The sequence below is a fragment of the Streptomyces sp. NPDC051976 genome (assembly GCF_040680795.1).
Taxonomy (GTDB): Bacteria; Actinomycetota; Actinomycetes; order Streptomycetales; family Streptomycetaceae; genus Actinacidiphila.
The window spans coordinates 136,800-155,835 of sequence record NZ_JBFAXL010000011.1; the positions used below are offsets into that span (position 1 = coordinate 136,800).

13 protein-coding genes are annotated in these 19,036 nt (G+C 72.3%); 10 read left to right on the top strand and 3 right to left on the bottom strand.

All coding sequences use genetic code 11. The features are described from left to right. Nucleotides 1-7: 7 nt before the first annotated feature. Nucleotides 8-775 (bottom strand): NAD(P)H-binding protein, encoded by a 768-nt coding sequence (locus AB0M29_RS14840; RefSeq protein ID WP_365382651.1) that lies wholly within the window; start codon nt 773-775, stop codon nt 8-10. Between the two features lie 109 nt (nt 776-884). Between AB0M29_RS14840 and AB0M29_RS14845 the strand changes: the two genes are divergently transcribed. Further along, nucleotides 885-1,817, top strand: coding sequence for a sigma factor (locus AB0M29_RS14845; protein WP_365382652.1), 933 nt, complete (start codon nt 885-887; stop codon nt 1,815-1,817). A gap of 94 nt (nt 1,818-1,911) precedes the next feature. Here AB0M29_RS14845 and AB0M29_RS14850 read toward each other — a convergent pair whose 3' ends face one another. Then, nucleotides 1,912-2,778, bottom strand: coding sequence for a hypothetical protein (locus AB0M29_RS14850; protein WP_365382653.1), 867 nt, complete (start codon nt 2,776-2,778; stop codon nt 1,912-1,914). A gap of 523 nt (nt 2,779-3,301) precedes the next feature. Between AB0M29_RS14850 and AB0M29_RS14855 the strand changes: the two genes are divergently transcribed. The 7 genes from AB0M29_RS14855 (at nt 3,302) to AB0M29_RS14885 (ending at nt 15,654) form a co-directional block, all read left to right on the top strand. Next, on the top strand, nt 3,302-4,957 hold the full coding sequence (locus AB0M29_RS14855; protein WP_365382654.1) for an alkaline phosphatase family protein: 1,656 nt from the start codon (nt 3,302-3,304) through the stop codon (nt 4,955-4,957). A gap of 381 nt (nt 4,958-5,338) precedes the next feature. Then, the gene (locus AB0M29_RS14860) at nt 5,339-6,418 is read left to right on the top strand and encodes a hypothetical protein (protein WP_365382655.1); all 1,080 of its coding nucleotides are present in this window, start codon (nt 5,339-5,341) and stop codon (nt 6,416-6,418) included. A 200-nt stretch (nt 6,419-6,618) separates the two neighbouring features. Beyond that, complete coding sequence (locus AB0M29_RS14865; protein WP_365382656.1) at nt 6,619-7,713, top strand: alpha/beta hydrolase-fold protein; 1,095 nt, start codon at nt 6,619-6,621, stop codon at nt 7,711-7,713. A 51-nt stretch (nt 7,714-7,764) separates the two neighbouring features. Further along, nucleotides 7,765-9,408 carry a hypothetical protein gene (locus tag AB0M29_RS14870; RefSeq protein ID WP_365382657.1) on the top strand — a complete coding sequence of 548 codons (1,644 nt, stop codon included), beginning with the start codon at nt 7,765-7,767 and terminating at the stop codon, nt 9,406-9,408. Nucleotides 9,409-9,655: 247 nt separating this feature from the next. Beyond that, on the top strand, nt 9,656-13,804 hold the full coding sequence (locus AB0M29_RS14875; RefSeq protein ID WP_365382658.1) for a beta-galactosidase: 4,149 nt from the start codon (nt 9,656-9,658) through the stop codon (nt 13,802-13,804). A 244-nt stretch (nt 13,805-14,048) separates the two neighbouring features. Continuing rightward, a complete protein-coding gene (locus AB0M29_RS14880) occupies nt 14,049-14,999 on the top strand; it encodes a hypothetical protein (RefSeq protein WP_365382659.1) in 951 nt (316 codons plus the stop codon). Nucleotides 15,000-15,156: 157 nt separating this feature from the next. Next, nucleotides 15,157-15,654, top strand: a complete 498-nt coding sequence (locus AB0M29_RS14885; RefSeq protein ID WP_365382660.1) for an SRPBCC family protein — start codon at nt 15,157-15,159, stop codon at nt 15,652-15,654. Nucleotides 15,655-15,733: 79 nt separating this feature from the next. On the opposite strand, the gene AB0M29_RS14890 is transcribed toward AB0M29_RS14885, so the two are convergent. After that, on the bottom strand, nt 15,734-16,552 hold the full coding sequence (locus AB0M29_RS14890; RefSeq protein WP_365382661.1) for a CAP domain-containing protein: 819 nt from the start codon (nt 16,550-16,552) through the stop codon (nt 15,734-15,736). A 273-nt stretch (nt 16,553-16,825) separates the two neighbouring features. On the opposite strand from AB0M29_RS14890, the gene AB0M29_RS14895 reads away from it, so the two are divergent. Together AB0M29_RS14895 and AB0M29_RS14900 are read left to right on the top strand one after the other, a co-directional pair. Then, on the top strand, nt 16,826-17,650 hold the full coding sequence (locus AB0M29_RS14895) for a GntR family transcriptional regulator (protein WP_365382662.1): 825 nt from the start codon (nt 16,826-16,828) through the stop codon (nt 17,648-17,650). Nucleotides 17,651-17,706: 56 nt separating this feature from the next. After that, nucleotides 17,707-18,813, top strand: coding sequence for a glycosyl hydrolase family 18 protein (locus AB0M29_RS14900; RefSeq protein ID WP_365382663.1), 1,107 nt, complete (start codon nt 17,707-17,709; stop codon nt 18,811-18,813). The last annotated feature ends 223 nt before the right edge of the window (nt 18,814-19,036 follow it).

Consider the following 19,036-nt stretch of genomic DNA (forward strand, 5'->3'; position numbering starts at 1 on the left):
CGGGCGGCTAGGCGGTGACGCGCTCCTTGAGGAAGTCCTCCCAGGTGCGCGTGCCCTGGGTGGCTCCCTCCAGGGTCAGGTTCTCGGCGGCGCGGTAGGCGCGGCCCGCCTTCCCCGGCATCCGTACCGGCAGGGTCAGGCGGTGCTTGCCGCGGGCGTCGAGGTAGCCGCGCAGGAGTTCGGCCATGCCGTAGACGCGCGGTCCCGCGAGGTCGGGGACGAGCCCGGCGGGTTCCGCGAGGGTCAGCTCGCACAGCCGGGCGGCCACGTCGCGGGCGTCGACCGGCTGGAAGCGGAGCCCGCCGGGGATCGGCACGACGGGCAGCTTGGCCATCGTGCGGGCCACGTTGAGCACCAGGTCGTGGAACTGCGCGGCGCGCAGCGTCGTGTACGGCACACCGGAAGCGGCGACGGCCTGCTCGGCGCCGAGCTTGGCGCGGAAGTAGCCCAGCGGGAGCCGGTCCGCGCCGATGACCGAGATGTACACGACGTGCCGGACGCCCGCCCGCGCGGCGGCTTCCATCAGGTTGCGGGTCGCCTCGTCGTCGCCCTTGGCGCCGCCCGCGAGGTGCACAACGGTCTCGGCGCCGTCCACCGCGGCGGCGATCCCCTCGCCCTTGAGCAGGTCGCAGGCGACGTACTCGACGCCGTCCGTAGGCTCATGGCTGTGTCTGCTGAGCACCCGCACGTCGCACCCTGCGTCCCGCAGGAGCGGCACGAGGAGCTTGCCGAGGGTGCCGGTGCCGCCGGTGACAAGAAGGGGTGAGGTCGTCACGGTGTTTCCTCTTCGTTCGTTCACGCGGCCGGGAGCGGTACACCCGGCCGCATCAGCGGGTTTTCGTGGGTCTACTGCTATGACCCCGCGCGAGAAGGGAATGTGACCGATGGACGACAGCGCATGGCCGCTGGAGCGCTTCGAGGAGCACCGCGAGCATCTGCGGGCGGTGGCCTACCGGATGCTGGGCTCACTGAGCGAGGCCGACGACGCCGTCCAGGAGGCGTGGCTGCGGGTGCGGCGCGCCGACGCCCGCGCGGAGGAGGAGGCCGACGACGGCGCCGGAGGCGAGGACGGGCCGCGCGGCATCGAGAACGTGGGCGGGTGGCTGACCACGATCGTGGCGCGGGTGTGCCTGAACATGCTGCGCACGCGGGAGCGGCAGCGCGAGGACCCGCTGGACGGCTTCGTGCCCGATCCCGTACGCGGTCACGAGGGCGGGCCCGACCCCGAGCAGGAGGCGCTGCTGGCCGACTCGGTCGGGCTGGCGATGCTGGTGGTGCTCGACACGCTCGCCCCGGCCGAGCGGGTCTCCTTCGTGCTGCACGACATGTTCGCCGTGCCCTTCGACGCGATCGGCCCGCTGCTGGAGCGCTCACCCGCGGCGGCCCGGCAGCTCGCGAGCCGCGCGCGCCGCCGGGTCAGGGGCGGCGCACCCGTGGTGGACATCGATCTGGCCCGCCAGCGCCGGGTGGTGACGGCCTTTCAGGCGGCGGCCCGAGAGGGCGACTTCGAGGCGCTGCTCGCGCTGCTCGATCCGGATGTGGTGCTGCGGGCCGACGCGGCCGCGGGCCCGACGCCCGCGCCCGTCGTGCTGCACGGCATCGACTTCGTGGCCAAGGGCGCGTCCGCGGCGGCGGGACGGGTCAGGTTCACCCAGATCGCGCTGGTCGACGGCGCGGTCGGCCTGGTGATGGCGCCGCGCGGAAAGCTCCGGGTGGTGCTGACCTTCACCGTCTCCGACGCCGGGATCACCGCGATCGACGTCATCGCGGACCCGGAGCGGCTGCGCGCGCTGGAGATCGCGGTGCTCGACGCCTGAGCCCCGCGGGACACCCGCCCGCCCTCCGTACGGCCGCGCGAAGCCGTACGGAGGGCGGGCGGTCGTGGTGCGCGAGGCCCTGAAGGCGTACGGATCAGCCGGTCGTCGGGCGGTAGTTGTAGATCGTGGTGGTCACCGCGCACACGCTCGGCGAGACGATCTCCACCCGCAGCAGCGCGGCCTTCGGGTCGTAGTCGATGCCCTCGGTCTCGAAGCTGCCCGAGCAGATGCTGGTGCGCGGCACCTGGAAGAGCGTGGTCACATGGCCGGTGACGGGCGTGCCGTCGAGCGCGTGCGGCAGGTCGACCTGCAGGACGTCCTTGGCGTCGTCGTCGGAGTCGCACACCAGGCGGGTGGCGGAGACGAAGTCGCAGCCCTGGATGTTGTCGACACTGCGGTCGAGGCTGATCTGCCCCGCCTGCGGGAGGGTGCCGCCGGTCGCGGGGGTGGCGGGGTTGGTGAGCGGCGCGGGGAAGACCTGGAGGCGGTTCATGGTGCCCCACTCGCCCTCCACCAGCCACTGCGAGTCCGGCGAGACGGTCGCGAAGGAGTTGTTGAGCAGCTCGCCGGCGTCCAGCGGGTGCGTGTAGTCGTAGCTCTGCCCGGACGGTGTGGTCACCTCGAACATCTTCGAGGTGGCGCCGTCGCCGCCCTGGTACGCGTCCACGGTGTAGCCGCCCGAGGTGATGTCCGGGTCTCCGACGTGGTTCCAGCCACCGAACCGCAGCCGCAGCGGGATCGAGCCGAGGCCGCGGGTCAGCAGCGAGCCGTCCGCCCGGCTGGCCACGCCCTCGCCCCCGGTGAGCGACCCGACCGTCGAGCTGCCCGCAGGCTGCCACCCTCCGGGGCCCGCCGAGGCGGCATGGGCTCCCCCGGTGCTCGCGGCGCCGAACGCGGCGACGGCCAGCAGCAGCGCGGCGGCACGGCGGCGCGCGGCGGTGGTTGATGCGGTTGCGGTCAAGGCGATCCCCCAGAGGGTGCGGGCCACCGCCCACCCGGACGGCGGCCACGGACGGCGGCCGGAAGCAGCTCAGACCCGAGGGTCTGGCGGGTGGTCCTCCGTGGGACAAGGAGAACCGCCCGCCAGACCCTAGAGCCTCTTGTCCCCCACGCACCACAGTGCGTCGCCCAACAGCACCTGAACTCCGGGCGGTTGACCGCACCCCCGGCGCCGCGCCGGACGCCACCGCAGCACCGCACCCGGCGCCCTCCCGGGACCCCCGCCGCGGCGCTGCGCGAACGGCCCCTGACCTCGGGCGACCAGACATCCTCCGCTCTTTTGTCTACGCCGCTGTAGACACTTCCGTTTTCGGTCACGCGTCCGACCTGCGGCGCGTCCCGCCTTGGGAAAGATCCGACTGCTCATTTGCCGGGCGTTCATGGAAGTGCCGCCTGCGGTGCACGGGGCCCGCATAGACATGCCCCGGCACGCGCCGCCGTCAAGGCGCTCAGCAGCGCACACCCGCAAGCACCGTGGAGCACCCATGCCCAGACGTTCCGTCAGACCTGCCGCCCTCCTCGGCGTCGCCGCCGTCGTCGCCGGTGCGACCGTCGCCCAGAGCGCCGGTTCCGCTTCCGCCGCCCCGCACCACCGCGCCCCCGCGCGGCACGTCCTGCTGATCTCCGTCGACGGACTGCACCAGTCGGATCTGGCCTGGTACGTCGCCCGGCACCCGGGGTCGGCGCTGGCCGCCCTCGTCGGCGGCGGCGTGGAGTACACCCACGCGGCCACCACCTCTCCCTCGGACTCGTTCCCCGGCATGGTCGCCCAGGCGACCGGCGGTGGCCCCGGCACCACGGGCGTCTACTACGACGACACCTACAACGCGGCGCTGCTGCCCGCCGGGACCACCGCCTGCGCGGGCGTCAAGCCCGGTGTCGAGGTGGACCTGACCGAGGACCTCGACCGGAACCAGGCGTCCATCGACGCCGGCCAGGGCCTCAGCGGTCTGCCGGCCAGCATCCTGTCGATGACCGGCCACCCGTCGGATCTGCTGAACGCCGCGAAGCTGCCGGTGGACCCGAAGACCTGCAAGCCGGTCTACCCGCACTCGTATCTGAAGGTGAACACCGTCTTCGAGGTGGCCCGCGCCGCGGGCTTGCGCACCGCGTGGTCGGACAAGCACGCCGCCTACGAGATCCTCAGCGGCCCCTCCGGCACCGGCGTCCAGGACCTGTTCACCCCGGAGATCAACAGCGACGCCATCGGCTACGCGCCCGGCGACGACTGGACCAAGGACAACAAGGCCACCGAGCAGTACGACGGCTACAAGGTGCGGGCCGTACTCAACGAGATCGACGGGTACGACCACAGCCGCACCCACAAGGTCGGCACTCCCGCGGTCTTCGGCCTGAACCTCCAGTCGGTGTCCACCGCCCAGAAGCTGCCCTCCTCGAACGGCCTCAAGGGCGGCTACGCGGCCAAGAACGTCCCCGGCCCGCTGCTGGAGAAGAACCTGGACTTCGTCGACGCGCAGATCGGCGCGCTGACCGCGGAGATCAGGAAGCGGCACCTGGCGGGCAGCACCACCGTCATCCTCTCGGCCAAGCACGGCCAGTCGCCGGCCGACCCGGCCGCGCTGACCCGCGTCGACGACGGACCGCTGCTCGACGGCCTCAACGCCGCCTGGAAGAAGCTCCACCCGCAGGCGGGTGACCTGGTCGTGCACGCCGTGGACGACGACGCGATGCTGCTGTGGCTGAGCGACCGGAGCAGGGCGGCCACCGACTTCGCGAAGGCGTACCTGCTCGCGCAGAACGGCACCGGCACGGACATCAACGCCGCGCCCAAGGCGTTCACCCGCGGCGGCCTGGACAAGGTCTACGCCGGGGAGGCCGCCGCCGACTACTTCGGGGTGAAGCCCGGCGACGCCCGCGTCCCCGACATCTTCGGCATGGCGCAGTACGGCGTCGTCTACACCGGCGGCGTCAAGAAGATCGCCGAGCACGGTGGCGCGCACGCCGACGACCTGAACGTCCCCCTGGTCGTCTCCGGCGCCTCGGTGCCGGGCGGGGTGCGGGACACCGCGCCGGTGCAGACCAAGCAGATCGCGCCGACGATCCTCAGCCTCCTCGGCCTGGACCCGCGCGCCCTGCAGGCCGTGCGCGCGGAGCACACCAAGTCGCTGCCGGTGCGCTGACCTTCCCCGCGACGGGGTCCGTACGCCTGGTGCGTACGGACCCCGTCCGACGATCCCCCCGGCCCGCTCCCGCGTCAGCGGGCCGGGGCCAGCGCCAGCTCTGGGAAGCGCTCGAACCCCACCGCGCGAGGCGATCGTCGACCGCCTGGCCGCGGGCGACCGCGAGGCCGCCCTCCGCCTGATGTCCATCCACCGCCACGACGGCCAGGGCCACTTCCACCGCCTGCTGGTCACGGACGAGGCAGCGGCGGACGACACGCCCTGAGGCCCGGGGCGGACCCGCCGACACGCGGGCCGTGCGCCACCTCGCTCCGCGGCGGCGGCCGATCGGCACATACTGGACAGATCCGCGTGCCGTGTGTCCGAGGAGCCCGAGCTGCCATGGCCCTGCATTCCACGAGCCGCGAGCGCGTCCCCGGAGCCGTGGGGCGGCGCTCGCTGTTGTTGGGGACGGCCGGGTGGTGCGTGTGCGCCGCCGGGTGTTCCGGGGGCGGGAAGTCGGCGTCGCCGAGCGGTACCGCCACCCTCACCGAGGGCTCGTCCTCCGCGCTGCCGACGCCGGTGCCGAGCGCGACCCCGGGCACCCGGACGACCACGACCGCCGGGGCGCGCGCGCCGCTTCCGCCCGCGCCGCGGTGGGTGCCGGGGCCCGGCGAGATCCAGCCCGCCGCGAAGCTCGCCGCCGTCCGGCTGGTCGAGGCGCTCGGGACCTGGCCCGCCGGGCAGGGCGGCACCCGGCACGCCGCCGCGCGGGCCGCCGCGCTCGGTATCGCTCCCCCGCTCGCCGCCAGGCTCGCCGCCGAGGCGGGCCCGCTCACACCGTCCGCGGACGAGGCGGTCGTGCGGGTGATCGACGCGCAGTACGGCGGGATCCTGACCGACACGGCGAGCGTGCTGGTCGTGTGCGACCAGACGACCAGGAACGGCACGGCCGTCGCGGCGGGCGGCACCACCGTGGACGTACGCCTGAGCCGTACGCCGGCGGGCTGGGCCGTCACCTCGCTGCATCCCGCGCACCCCGGCCCCCCGGCGTCCCCGCTGAGCGCGTCGGCGAAGGCGGTGCTGGCCGACCGCCGTATCGACCTGCCGCCCGCCTCGGTCGCGGACATCCGCAGCGGCGCGGTGCACGACAGCGTGCTGCGGGCGATGCTGCGGCTGGCGGGCACCTACCGGATGTCGGTCAGCGTGGTGCGCTCCGGCCACCCGCTGGACGTCTTCGGCACCGACCGCCCCAGCGACCACCCGCTCGGCCGGGCCTTCGACGTCTGGCGGATCGACGGCCATCCAGTCGTCAGCCCGGCCACCTCACGCTCCCTGATCGCGGCCTTCATGCGCGCCGCGGCGGCCGCCGGTTCCTACAACGTCGGCGGTCCCGTACAGCTGTCCGGCGGCGCCACCGGCAACCAGTTCTTCTCCGACGACACCCACCACGACCACGTCCATGTCGGGTTCAGGACCTGACCGCGCCCGCTGGCGCCCGCCGCGGTCTCATCCACTGAGACGAAGACCACCCGTATGACCTACGTCCGCCGATGAACCCATCGGCGCAAAGCTCCCTCATAGGTAGTGGATGACGCGTCGCCGGAGCATCCCTGGAGCCCAGGTCAGCCTGGCTCCGTCTTCTGTCAGCACGTGGCGGCGGTGGGTTCGAAGGGTTCGGCATGAGTCTCACGGGGACGGCGTTCTTCGCGCTGTGCGTCGTTCTGGTACCGCTCGTGGTGGCGTTGATGCTGCTGGCGTGGAACCGGGTGCCGGGGCCGATCGGGGTGCGGATCGCCTCGCGGGTCGGCATGGTCGTGCTCAGCCAGGCCGCGGCCGTGCTGGCCGTGCTGGTGTGGGTGAACAACAGCTACGGCCTCTACGAGTCGTGGAACGACCTGATGGGCGACAACGGCCAGGTGCAGCTCAACGACGTGGGGCGGGGCGGCGGCTCACCCGACCCGGCGGGCAGGACCGGCGTCCCCGGCGGCCACCTGACCTTCAGCAAGACCAAGGGCGGCGCGCTCAGCACCACCGCCGTCGGCCCCCGCTCGCACATCTCGGCCACCATGCTGGTCTGGCTGCCCCCGCAGTACAACGACCCCGCCTTCCAGCACACCCGCTTCCCGGTGATCGAACTGCTACCCGGCTACCCCGGCAGCCCCGGGGCCTGGTTCGGCGCGATGAAGGCGCAGAAGGAACTGACCACCCTCATGGCCGCGCACCAGGCCAACCCCGCGATCCTGGTCGCCCCGAAGATGAACGTGCTGGGCACCGTCGACCCCGGCTGCGCGGACCTCCCGCACGGCAGCCAGACCTCGACCTGGCTCGGCAGCGACGTCCCCGCGCTGGTCAAGCAGAACTTCCGGGTCGCCGACGGCCCCAAGCACTGGGCGATCATGGGGTATTCGGCGGGCGCGTACTGCGCGGCCAACACCGCGCTGCACCACCCCCAGAACTTCCACGCGGTGGTCAGCCTCTCCGGCTACAACGCCCCCGAGGCCAAGCTGGTGACCCGCGACCCCGCGCTGACCCGCGCCAACAACCCCTACCTGGAGCTGAAGGGCGCCAAGCACCAGCCGGACGTGGTGCTGCTGATGGCGGGCAGCTACCAGGACAGCGACACCGTCTACGCGGCCAAGGCCCTGCTCGGCACCCTGCACCACCCGGGCAACAGCCATCTGCTCACCATCCAGCACGGCGGCCACAACACCGAGGTCTGGAAGTCGATGCTGCCCACCGCCCTCATCTGGATCTCCCAGCAGATCGCAGTCTAAAAGGGTGCGAGTACGCTTCTCGGCGGTACGCCGCCGAGAAGGGAACTCCCCTTGCCTTCCACGTCCGTTGCGTCGCCCGCCCGGCACATCACCGCATATCGCCTCGATGTACGCGAGGGGCGCCCGCGGAGCTGGTGGCGGCGGCACCGGCTGCCGCTGGTCTCGGTGGCGGCGGTCGTCCCGCTGTACGTGGTCTGGGCGGTGTTCCTGGCCACGGGCGGCGGGGACCTCGCGGCGCAGGACGCGTGGGCGCAGTTCACCGCGGGGCACCCCGGGGCGGCGTACAACCTCGCGTGGTACGGGGGGACGCATGTCGCCAACTACAGCGTCCTGTCGCCGTATCTGATGGGGCTGTGCGGGGTGCGGGCCGTCACGGTGGCGGCGGGGCTCGGCGCGACCTGGGGCTCGGCGGCCCTGTTCGCGCGGACCGCGATATCCCGCCCCCTGTGGCCGGCGCTGCTGGCCGCGCTCGCCCTGTGGTGCAACGTGGCGTCCGGGCGGACGACCTTCGCCCTGGGGACGGCCTTCGGGGTCGCCACGTGCCTGCTGGTCACCGGCGGCGCGCGCCGAATAGCCGGCGCCGCGGTGTGCGGCGTCCTGGCCACCCTGGCAAGTCCCGTGGCGGGCCTGTTCCTTCTGGTCGCGGGCGCGGGTCTGCTGCTGACCCGGGAGGTCCGCCGTGCGGCGGCGCTGCTGGCGCCGCCGGTCGTGGTCGTCGGCGTCACCACGGTGCTGTTCCCGTTCTCGGGTGAGCAGCCGATGGCCTTCGGGCGAATATGGCCGCCGTTCCTGCTCGCGGCGGTGGTCGCGGTGTGCGCGCCGCGCCGGTGGCGGGCGCTGCGCCGGGGGGCGGTGGTCTACGCGGCCGGCGTCGTGGCCGCCTACTGCGTCACCTCGCCGATAGGGGACAACGTCGAGCGACTGGCCGGGCTGTTCGCCCCCGCACTGCTGCTCGCCTGCCTCCTGGCGCCGGGCAGGCGGCGGGCGCAGGTGGTGGCGCTGGGTGTCGCCCTCGCCCTGTCGGTGGTGTGGCTGGGCGAGAAGACCGTCGACGACCTGACGATCTCCACCAAGGTGCCCGCCTGGGCCGCGCACACCGACGGCGTCACCGCCGAACTGCGGCATCTGGGCGCCGACAGGAGCCGCGTCGAGGTGGTACCGGCCCGCGACCACCGCGAAGCCACCCTCTTCGCCCGGCACTTCACCCTGGCCCGCGGCTGGAACCGCCAGCTCGACATGGACCGCAACCCGCTCTTCTACGGCAGCACACTCTCCCCCGCCGACTACCGCGCCTGGCTGCACGACCAGGCGGTGGGCTATGTCGTCCTGCACAACGGCCGGTTGGACGACCACGCCGTACTGGAGGGCGCGCTGCTCGACACCGCGCCCGCCGGCCTGGAGCCGGTCTGGTCCGACGCGAACTGGCGCATCTTCCGTGTCTCGGACGCGACACCGGTGGTCTCGGGCGGCGGCTCGGTGGTGCGCTCCTCACCCGCGGCCCTGGTGGTACGGGTCCCCGCGCCGGGTTCGGTGACGCTGCGGGTGGTGTACTCGCCGTGGCTCCGCGTCGGCGGTGGCGGCTGCCTGGCCAAGTCCGGTGCGTGGACCCGGCTGACGGTGCCGCGGGCGGGCACGTACGACATCGGCTCCGGCTACCGGCTGCCCCGGCAGACGTCATGCCCGGCCGGGTCCTGACCCCGCCGCCCCCTGCGTACCCACCTCCAGGCACGGCCCCCGGAACAGCCTTCCGTACCCCGCGGGCGCTTGCGCATGCCCCAATCTCGTCCGAATGGTTGCGTGCGACAAGGGGCCGCTGAAACACTCCCAGACGCAAACGAACGGATTCACCCATCCTTTAGCCCGGGAATCTGATCGCTTCTGGTGAGTTATGGGCGACTTTCTCATCCAGCGGTCCCTTGGGTGCGTGACGTGGAGGTCTGAGATGCCAACTCGCCGCCTGGGCCGCCGGTTCTTCCGGCGATGCCTCGCGTTCGGGGCAACCCTCGCACTCGTTGTCGGGCTGAGTTCGGGTGCGGCCTCGGTGGCCGCGCCCGGCGCGGCCACCCGGTCGGGTCAGGCCGCTCCGGCCGCCGCGACCACGGCCCATACCGTGACCTACGACGGCTACTCGTTCATGATCGACGGGAAGCGCACCTACCTGTGGTCGGGGGAGTTCCACTACTTCCGGCTGCCCAGCCAGGACCTGTGGCTCGATGTGCTGCAGAAGATGAAGGCGGCCGGGTTCAACGCCGTCTCGCTCTACTTCGACTGGGGCTACCACTCCCCCGCCCCCGGGGTCTACGACTTCACCGGCGTGCGTGACGTGGACAAACTCCTCGACATGGCCGACCAGTTGGGCATCTACGTGATCGCCCGCCCCGGCCCGTACATCAACGCCGAGGTCGACGGCGGCGGCTTCCCCGGCTGGCTGTCGACCACGCCGGGCGGCACCCGGACCAGCGACCCGGCGTATCTGAAGTACTCCGACGAGTGGCAGACGCAGATCGACCGCATCCTGGCCCGCCACCAGTTCACCCACGGCACCGGCTCGGTGATCGAGTACCAGGTCGAGAACGAGTACTACAACGGCAGCGCCGCGGGCCGCACCTACATGAAGCACCTGGAGGACAAGGCGACCGCGGACGGCATCGACGTACCGCTGGTCGGCAACAACAACGGCACCTTCAGCGGCGGGGACGCCGCCTTGGACGTGGACGCCGCCGACTCCTACCCGCAGGGCTTCAACTGCAGCAACCCGGCCAAGTGGAACGGCGTGCCGGACATCAGCTACGACCACGCCGCCGGAAAGCCGCTGGCCACCGCCGAGTTCCAGGGCGGCGCCTTCGACCCGTGGGGCGGACCCGGCTACGACAAGTGCGCCCAGCTCATCAACGACCAGTTCGCGGACGTGTTCTACAAGCAGAACATCGCCGTCGGCGCCACCTCGCAGAGCTTCTACATGACCTACGGCGGCACCAACTGGGGCTGGCTGGGCATGCCGGAGAACTACACCTCGTACGACTACGGCGCCGCGATCCGGGAGAACCGGCAACTCGACCCCAAGTACGACCAGGACAAGCTGATCGGCTACTTCACACAGGCCGTCGCCCCGCTCACCAAGACCGAGGCGCTGCCCGCGACACCGACCGACAACGCCAAGGTCGTCGACACCGCGCGGATCAACCCCGACACCGGCACGCAGTTCCATGTGCTGCGGCACGCCGACTCCACCTCGACGGCCACCGACAGCGCGCATGTGACGCTCGACCTCGGCGCGCACCCCGGCTACACCTACGACGACCGGGACAGCGCCCTGGCGTACACCGGCACCTGGTCGCACGTCGGCGCCGAGCAGAACTACACCGGCGGCGACTACCAGCACACCGAGTCCTTCACCAGCACCGCGGGCGACGGCGTGAGCGTCGACTTCACCGGCACCGGCGTGAAGTGGATCAGCAACCTCGACGGCAACCACGGCATCGCCGACGTGTACCTGGACGGCGCCAAGGTCACGACGGTGGACCTGTACGGGGCCGCCAAGCAGAACCAGTACGTGGCCTACCAGGCGAGCGGTCTCACCGCCGGCCCGCACACGCTCAAGATCGTGGCCACCGGCACCAAGAACACCGCGGCGAGCGGCACCTTCGTGACCGTGGACGCCATCGACGTGGCCACCGGCTCGGCGTCCACCGCGCCCGTCTACACGATCCCGCAGCAGCCGGGCACCACCCTCGGGCTGAACGGCCGCCAAAGCAAGATCATCGTCGCGGACTACGACCTCGGCGGCAGCCAACTGCGGTACTCCACCTCGGAGATCATGACCAACGCCACCATCGGCGGGCGTGACGTGGCCGTCCTGTACGGCGACAGCGGCTCCGACGGCGAGACCGTGCTGCACTACGCGTCGAAGCCCACCGTCACCGCCACCGGCGGCGACGTCACCTCCACCTGGGACGCGGCCACCGGGGACCTGCGGCTCAACTACCGCCACAGCGGCCTGACCCGGGTCACCGTCACCGGCGGCGCGCACCCGCTCCTGCTGCTGCTCGCCGACACCACCACGGCCAAGACCTTCTGGCGCCAGGACACCCCGGCCGGAGCGGTCCTCGTCCGCGGGACGCACCTGCTGCGCGGCGCGGCGGTCTCGGGCGGCACGCTCGCCCTCACCGGCGACAACGCCACCGACCCCTCGATCGAGGTCTTCAGCTCCGCCACCTCCGTCACCTGGAACGGCCGCACCCTGCACACCCATGTGACGGACAGCGGCAGCCGCACCGCCACCATCCCCGTGGCGGCGCCGGTCCCGCTGCCCGAGCTGACCGGCTGGAAGCACGTCCAGGAGTCGCCCGAGTCCCAGCCGGGATTCGACGACTCGACCTGGCGGGTGGCCGACAGGACGACGTCGAACAGCACCACCACCCCGGGCAGCCTGCCGGTGCTCTTCGCCGACGACTACGGCTTCCACACCGGAAGCACCTGGTACCGCGGCCGGTTCACCGGCGCGGCCGGGCAGACCGGCGTCACCCTGTCCGCCCAGAGCGGCGGGCGCGCCGCGGCCTCGTCGGTCTGGCTCAACGGCACCTTCCTCGGCAGCTCCACCGCCGACGGCAGCAAGACGTACACCTTCCCGGCCGGAGTGCTGAGGACCGGCGGCGACAACGTCCTGTCGGTGCTCACCGTGAACATGGGACACGAGGAGGACTACAACGAGTCCAACGGCAACAAGGCTGCCCGCGGTCTGACCGGCGCCTCCCTCGTCGGCGACCCGCTCGGGTCGATCACCTGGCGGCTGCAGGGCGTACGCGGCGGCGAGACCCCCGTCGACACCGTCCGCGGGCCGCTGAACACCGGCGGCCTCTACGGCGAGCGCGCCGGCTACCCGCTGCCCGGCTACCCGACCGGCGGATGGCAGCCGGTCACCCTGCCCGCCACCGACAGCACCCCCGGTGTGTCCTGGTACACCACCACCGTCGCCCTCGGGCTGCCGCAGGGCCAGGACACCTCGCTCGGGCTCACGATCACCGACGACCCGTCCCGCAAGTACCGCGCCGAGATCTACGTCAACGGCTGGGACATGGGCAACTACGTCAACTACCTCGGGCCGCAGCACAGCTTCCCGGTGCCCGACGGGGTGCTCAACCCGCACGGCGCCAACACCGTCGCCCTCGCGGTGTGGAACCTGGACGGCAGCACCGGCGGGCTCGGCAAGGTGGCGCTCACCGACTACGGCAGCTACGCCTCCTCCCTGCACGTGACGCAGAACGCCGGCCCCCGGTACGACAGGTCGCGCTACGCGATGCCGTCGGCGCCGCGGTCCTCGGTCTCGCTGAAGGTGCCGGGTTCGGTGAGCGCGGGCGAGCACTTCACCGCGACCGCCACCGTCTCCGTGCCCGAAGGGGCGCCCACGGCGACGCAGGTGACTCCGGCCCTGGCGGCGCCCGACGGCTGGACGGTCAGCGCCCGGCCCACGCCGCCGTCCGTCAGCCGGATCCGCCCCGGCACCTCAGCGGACTTCACCTGGGAGGTCACCGCGCCGCAGAACCCGGGCAAGGCCACCGCCCTCACGGCGACCGCCGCGCTGCTCCAGGGCGGCCGCACCGCGAGCCCGGCCGACGAGCGGATCGTCGGCTCCGTACCGGCGCCGCCCCCGGCCGGGACCGACGAGGTCAGCTCGCTGCCCTTCCTGTCCGCCACCAACGGCTGGGGACCGGTCGAGCGCGACCAGAGCGTCGGCGGCACCGCGGCGGGCGACGGCACCCCGCTCAAGCTCGGCGGCACCACTTACGCCAAGGGCCTGGGCACCAACTCGCCCAGCGATGTGCAGATCTATCTCGACGGGCGGTGCAGCAGGTTCACGGCCACGGTGGGCGTCGACAACGGCGACCCGGGGACGGTCACCTTCTCCGTGCTCCTGGACGGCAAGGTGCTCACCACCACCGCCGTACTGAACGGAAAGTCCGCCCCGGTCACCCTCGACGTACCCGTCACCGGCGGCCAGGTGCTCGACCTGTCGGTCGGGGACGGCGGCGACGGAAACGGCAACGACCACGGCGACTGGGCCGAACCCACCCTGACCTGCGACAACGGCTAGCGAGCGGGATCGCGTCAGCGCGGCGCGCCGGACAGTGAACCTGTCCGGCGCGCCGCGTCATCGTTTACGGGACGGCGGTGCCTTGACAGCGATCAACCGGGCGATGCAGGCTTTGGCAACGTTGTCAGAAACACTGTGGGACGTGCGTACCACCTCAGGGTGACAACGTTGTCAACCCTCACTCCCGGCGGGAACCGCTTTCTCCTCCCGCCGCGCATGCCCGCCCTGATCGGAGCCGTCGTTGATGTCGGAACAGTCGTCCCAGCTCTTCCGCCGTACCGTCCCGTCCGGCGGCGGCACCTACGGCCGGAGCCAGGCGCCACTGCACTGCACCGCGGCCGTCGAGGCGCGCCTCGGCACGGCGACCGGCCTCGACGACTTCTCCCGCAAGGCGCAGTTCGTCACCTACGAGAGCCACCGGGCGATGTTCGAGGCGCGCAACACCCGGCTCCGGCCGCGGGACGAGGCGGGCGGACCGACGCCGCGGCTGTCGCAGCCGGCGCCGTACAGCGCGGTGTGGCAGACCTACGAGGCCGTCGACGGCGACGGGGCCTACTACGGCGCCCGCAAGGGCTGCGAGCCCGTGCACGTCCAGGCCGACCCGGTCAGCGGGCGGGTGATCGCGGTCAACCGCACCGCCCGCCCGATCACGAACGCCACCCTCACCGCCCACTACTACGACCTCGACGGGCGGCGGCTCGTCCCCGAGCAGCGCAAGCGGGTCAACGTCGGGCCGTCGGCGACCGCGTCGGTCTTCACCGCCGACCGGATGGACAGCCTTCCGCCCTTCCACCTGCTGCGGCTGCTGCTGGAGGACCCGCTGGGCCAGGTGCTGTCCGAGAACACCTACTGGCGCTACCGCGAGGCCGCGGACATGCGCTCGCTCAACACGGCCCGGCAGACCCGGGTCGCGGCGGAGCTCGGCGCACCCGGCCGGAACGACGGGCGCCGCACCCTGACCGCGTCGCTCCGCAACCACGGCACCGCGGTCGCCGCCATGGTCCGGCTCTGCCTGCTCGACGGCGAGACCGGCGACCGGGTGCTGCCCACCCTCTACGGCGACAACTACCTCTGGCTGCTGCCCGGCGAGTCCCGCACGGTCTCCCTGTCCTGGCCCCCGTCGGCCCTGCCCGCGGACCACCGCCCGAAGCTCCGGCTCGACGGGTACAACGTGCCGCGCGCGTACGCCCGGTAGGCCGTGCCGCCCACCGCTGCCCCCTCCCGGCAGCGGCCGTGTTGACCGGACGTTGGTCCGTTGTTAGGGGCGGTCGGCATGCTGCGCGCAACGGACGCGTCCGGGCCCACCGGGGCCCTTGCGGGCGGGGTCCTGTGCGCACTTTCTGGGAGTCACGATGGGGCAGAGGTTCTACGGCGGGCCGTCGGTGGAGGAGTTGCACGAGCGCTACGCCAAGGAGGGGCGGACCGACGCGGCCGCGCCCGTGCGGGCCGTACGCGAGGTGCGGATCGAGGCGCCGCCGGCGCGGGTGTGGGCGGTGCTGAGCGACCCCGCCGGGTGGCACGCGATCGACCCGGCGATCCATGACGTACGGCTGGCGGCGCCGGTCGGGGTCGACGCCCGGTTCACCTGGGCCAACGGCAAGGCGAAGATCGCCTCGCGGTTCGCGGTGGTCGACCGGGAGCGGGAGATCACATGGACGGGCGTGTCCATGGGCGCCAGGGTCGTCCACCGGCATCTGCTGACGCCGATGGACGGCGGCGAGGCCACGCTGCTGCGTACCGAGGAGTCGATGGCGGGGTGGCTGCTGGGGCTGCTCTTCAGCGCCGCGAAGCTGGAGACGGTGCTCGCCGACTGGCTGGCCGCGGTGAAGTCCGCGGCGGAGCGCCCCTGACCCCGGACCGGGTCCGTAATGGGGGGACGGGCCCGGTCCGGGGCCGGGGCAGAAGGGGGGCGGCGGCCCCGGACCGGCCCTAGTTGGAGAAGTCCTGGGTCATCCAGACGGTGCCGTGGCTGTCGCGGAAGATGGCGATGCCGACGTGGGTGAAGCTGCTGCTGAGGATGTTGCGGCGGTGGCCGTCCTCCGGGGGCTTCTCGTCGAGCATGCTCTGGGTGAGGCCCACGGCGCTCCTGGCGATCGCGGCGGACGAGGTGTCGATGCCGCCGCCCTCGCCGATGTTCTCGCCCGCCGAGGTCCAGTGGACGCCCGCCGCGCTCTCGCGGTCGCCGAACGCGGGCTCGTTCGGGCACTGGTGGGACAGACCGCAGCCGGAGGCCATCACCTGGTTGTGCGCGGCGGCGCTCTTGTTCAACCCGGCGAGCAGGGTGTACGCGGGGAGGCCCTGGGCCGCCCGGCTGCGGTTGATCAGGGCGAGCACCTGCTGGACGGCGTCGCCCTGGACCGGCGCGCCGGTCGTGGGCGGCTTGGTGGACGGCTTGGGCGCGGGCGTCGTCGGCCTGGTGGTCGGCTTGGCGGTCGGCTTCGCCGTCGGGTGAGTGCTGGGCTTGGGCGCGGGGTGGTAGTGGCCCTGGTGCGGGCGGTGCGTGGCGGATATCGCCGTCGCGGGGGGCGTGGGTATCTGCGAGTGCGTGCCGTGCCCCGGGGTGTGCGAGCCGGGACCGGACGCCACAGGTCCCTGGTGGGATCCGCCGAAGCAGGCGAACGCGGTGCCACCGCCGACCACGGCCAGCACCGCCGCGCCGGTGACGGCCAGCCGGATGCGGGGCGCGCGCCGGGCACGGTGCTGGCCGGTACGGCCGGTGGGGGCTTGGGCACGGCGGGAAGAACTCATCGCGGGCACCTCGGAGGAGTGGGGGTCGGGGGGACCGCTCGCGCTGAACGGAAGCGGTCCGGCGGGACATGACCCTAGGCGCTCTCCGCGCCCCGAAAAGCCCCTGAGCACCAACTTCACGTTCCCCTAAGGAAGGCCGCAGGCTCCGTTACGGATCGCCGCGGCAGCCGTGCGTCTGTCGCCCACGCGAAAAAGTGACCAACTATTGACCAGTGGTCAGTCTTCCGCCACCATCTGGTCACCACCTCTCCCTCATGGACGCAGGTCCCGCGCATGGTCGGCAACGAGAGCAACTGGCAGAAGCGCGAACGGGTCCGCGCACGCCTCCTCGACCTCGTCGAGGAGGCGCGGCCCGGCCGCGCACTGCCCCCGGAGCGGCAGCTCTGCGAGGAGTTGGGCGTCTCGCGGCCCACGCTCAGGTCGGTGGTCGACGACCTGGTCCGTGACGGGCTGCTGGTGCGCGAGCACGGCCGCGGCGTCTTCGTCGCCGAGGCGAAGGTCGCGCAGCGGCTGGCGCAGGGTGCGGGCAGCGCCCTGGAGGTCGGCGGCGTGGACGGCGCCTGGACCAGCCGCACCCTGGACTTCCGCTCCGCGCCCGCCGGGCCGCGCATCGCCAGACGGCTGCGGCTCTCCCCCGCCGAGCCGGTGCTGCGGATCACGCGGCTGCGCAGCGTGGACGGGCTGCCCATGGCGGTGGAGACCGTGCACGTGCCGGAGGCGCTGGTGCCCGGGCTGGCCGCCGCCGACCTGGAGGGCGGCGCCTCCTTCTACCGGCTGCTCGGCGGCCGGTTCGGCATCCTGCTCACCGACGCCGCGCAGACCATCGAGCCCACGGTGGTCGACGAGGCGGAGGCCGAACTCCTCGGCGTGGCCCCGCACACCCCGGCCCTGCTGTTCGAGCGGGCCAGCAGCAACGCGGACGGCCGGGTGGTGGAGTTCACGCACTCCGTCTACCGGGGCGACCGCTACAAGATCCTCACCCAGCTCTCGCTCGCCGCCCGCCCGGACAACGGCCGGGTACTCGGCGGCTCCTGGTCCGCCGCCACCGCCGTACCCGGCGCGGACACCCTCGTCCTCGACCCGTACTGGAACGGCTGACCCGGCCGCCGCCCACCGCACCACGCTCCCCCACCCCCCACACCGAAGGAATCGTCATGCGCCGATACGCCCTCTCCGCCGCCGCCGTCGCGGCCTGCACGGCGGCCGCCCTCCTGGCCACCACCGGTCACGCGGCCACCACCAGCCCGCCCAGCGCCCGTTCGGTGACGGCGCGTGCCGCGGCCCCCGCCGCGGCCGCGATGCAGCGCCAGACTTGGCTCTACCCGTCGGGCACCGGCGAATCGGAATGCACCGCGAAGAAGGAGTACGCCGACGACCGGGTGAAGAACGGGGCGCTCAAGCCCGAGTACTGGTCGGTGAATTCGGACGGCTCGGTTTCCCTGGAAACCACCGCGGGCGGCGTGTGCAATGCCTACAGCGCGGCCAATGTCGCGGACCTGAAGGCACATTCCGCTTTTCAGTACCCGACGATCTCCGGAATGACCACCGCCGACGTCCACGCCCTGGTCAGCAGCGCCACCAAGCGCAAGAACGCGGTCTCCCAGCTCACTTCACTGGTCGTCAGCTCCGGGGTGACCGGTGTCGACGTCGACCTGGAGGACTACTGGTCCTGGAGCACGGCCGACTTCGGCCACTACAAGACCTTCCTCGGGCAACTCGCGTCCGCCCTGCACGCGCAGGGCAAGCGTCTGCAGGTCGACGCCCCCGCGATGACGGAGGACGCCTCGTACTACGACTACGCCGCGGTGAGCGCGCAGGGCGTCGACGAGCTGGTGATCATGGCGTACGACAACGAGTTCGACACCGCGACGGGCGACCGCTGCGAGCCCATCACACCGTACGGCTGGCTCCAGCAGGTGACCCGGTACGCGCAGAGCAAGGTGCCCGACCCCTCACGGCTGGTGATCGGCCTGCCGTCGTACGGTTTCAGCGCCCCCGATCCCTGTGACACCGACGCCATCACAGGCAACATCCAGTTCAGCGACATGCGCAGGAGCCCCGGTTTCTCCACCGATCCGGCCACCGTCAAGGCCCGGCGCGATGCCTCCTCCGGCGAGATCCGCTGGACCTCCGGCGGCACCCTGTACGACTACGTCGACAGCGTCTCGCTCGACGCCAAGCTGGCGGTGCTGAGCAAGCTGGGCGTCACCAAGGTGTCGGTGTGGTCGCTCGGCGGCGGCAATCCGTGGTTCACCAGCTGAACATCGCGCGTACCGATCGGAGTGCGTGAAGCAGGCGCTGACAGCGTCCTGTCATGTCCCCTCGGACTCCGGCCGACCCTCCGTCCGGCCGAAGTTGAGAGTTCCTTGTGAGAAGCCGTTTCGGTTTGGCGCGGGGCCCGGTGATCACCGAGGCTGAGAAGGCTGGGGAATCGAAGCGCCCGGACCCTGCGCACCGCCGAACCCTGCTCATGGATCGCATTTC

Excerpts from the sequence above, each read along its gene's own strand:
- AB0M29_RS14845 (WP_365382652.1), top strand. The coding sequence starts at position 885 with ATGGACGACAGCGCATGGCCGCTGGAGCGCTTCGAGGAGCACCGCGAG.
- AB0M29_RS14855 (WP_365382654.1), top strand. The coding sequence starts at position 3,302 with ATGCCCAGACGTTCCGTCAGACCTGCCGCCCTCCTCGGCGTCGCCGCC.
- AB0M29_RS14860 (WP_365382655.1), top strand. The coding sequence starts at position 5,339 with ATGGCCCTGCATTCCACGAGCCGCGAGCGCGTCCCCGGAGCCGTGGGG.
- AB0M29_RS14865 (WP_365382656.1), top strand. The coding sequence starts at position 6,619 with ATGAGTCTCACGGGGACGGCGTTCTTCGCGCTGTGCGTCGTTCTGGTA.
- AB0M29_RS14875 (WP_365382658.1), top strand. The coding sequence starts at position 9,656 with ATGCCAACTCGCCGCCTGGGCCGCCGGTTCTTCCGGCGATGCCTCGCG.
- AB0M29_RS14880 (WP_365382659.1), top strand. The coding sequence starts at position 14,049 with ATGTCGGAACAGTCGTCCCAGCTCTTCCGCCGTACCGTCCCGTCCGGC.
- AB0M29_RS14885 (WP_365382660.1), top strand. The coding sequence starts at position 15,157 with ATGGGGCAGAGGTTCTACGGCGGGCCGTCGGTGGAGGAGTTGCACGAG.
- AB0M29_RS14890 (WP_365382661.1), bottom strand. The coding sequence starts at position 16,552 with ATGAGTTCTTCCCGCCGTGCCCAAGCCCCCACCGGCCGTACCGGCCAG.
- AB0M29_RS14895 (WP_365382662.1), top strand. The coding sequence starts at position 16,826 with ATGGTCGGCAACGAGAGCAACTGGCAGAAGCGCGAACGGGTCCGCGCA.
- AB0M29_RS14900 (WP_365382663.1), top strand. The coding sequence starts at position 17,707 with ATGCGCCGATACGCCCTCTCCGCCGCCGCCGTCGCGGCCTGCACGGCG.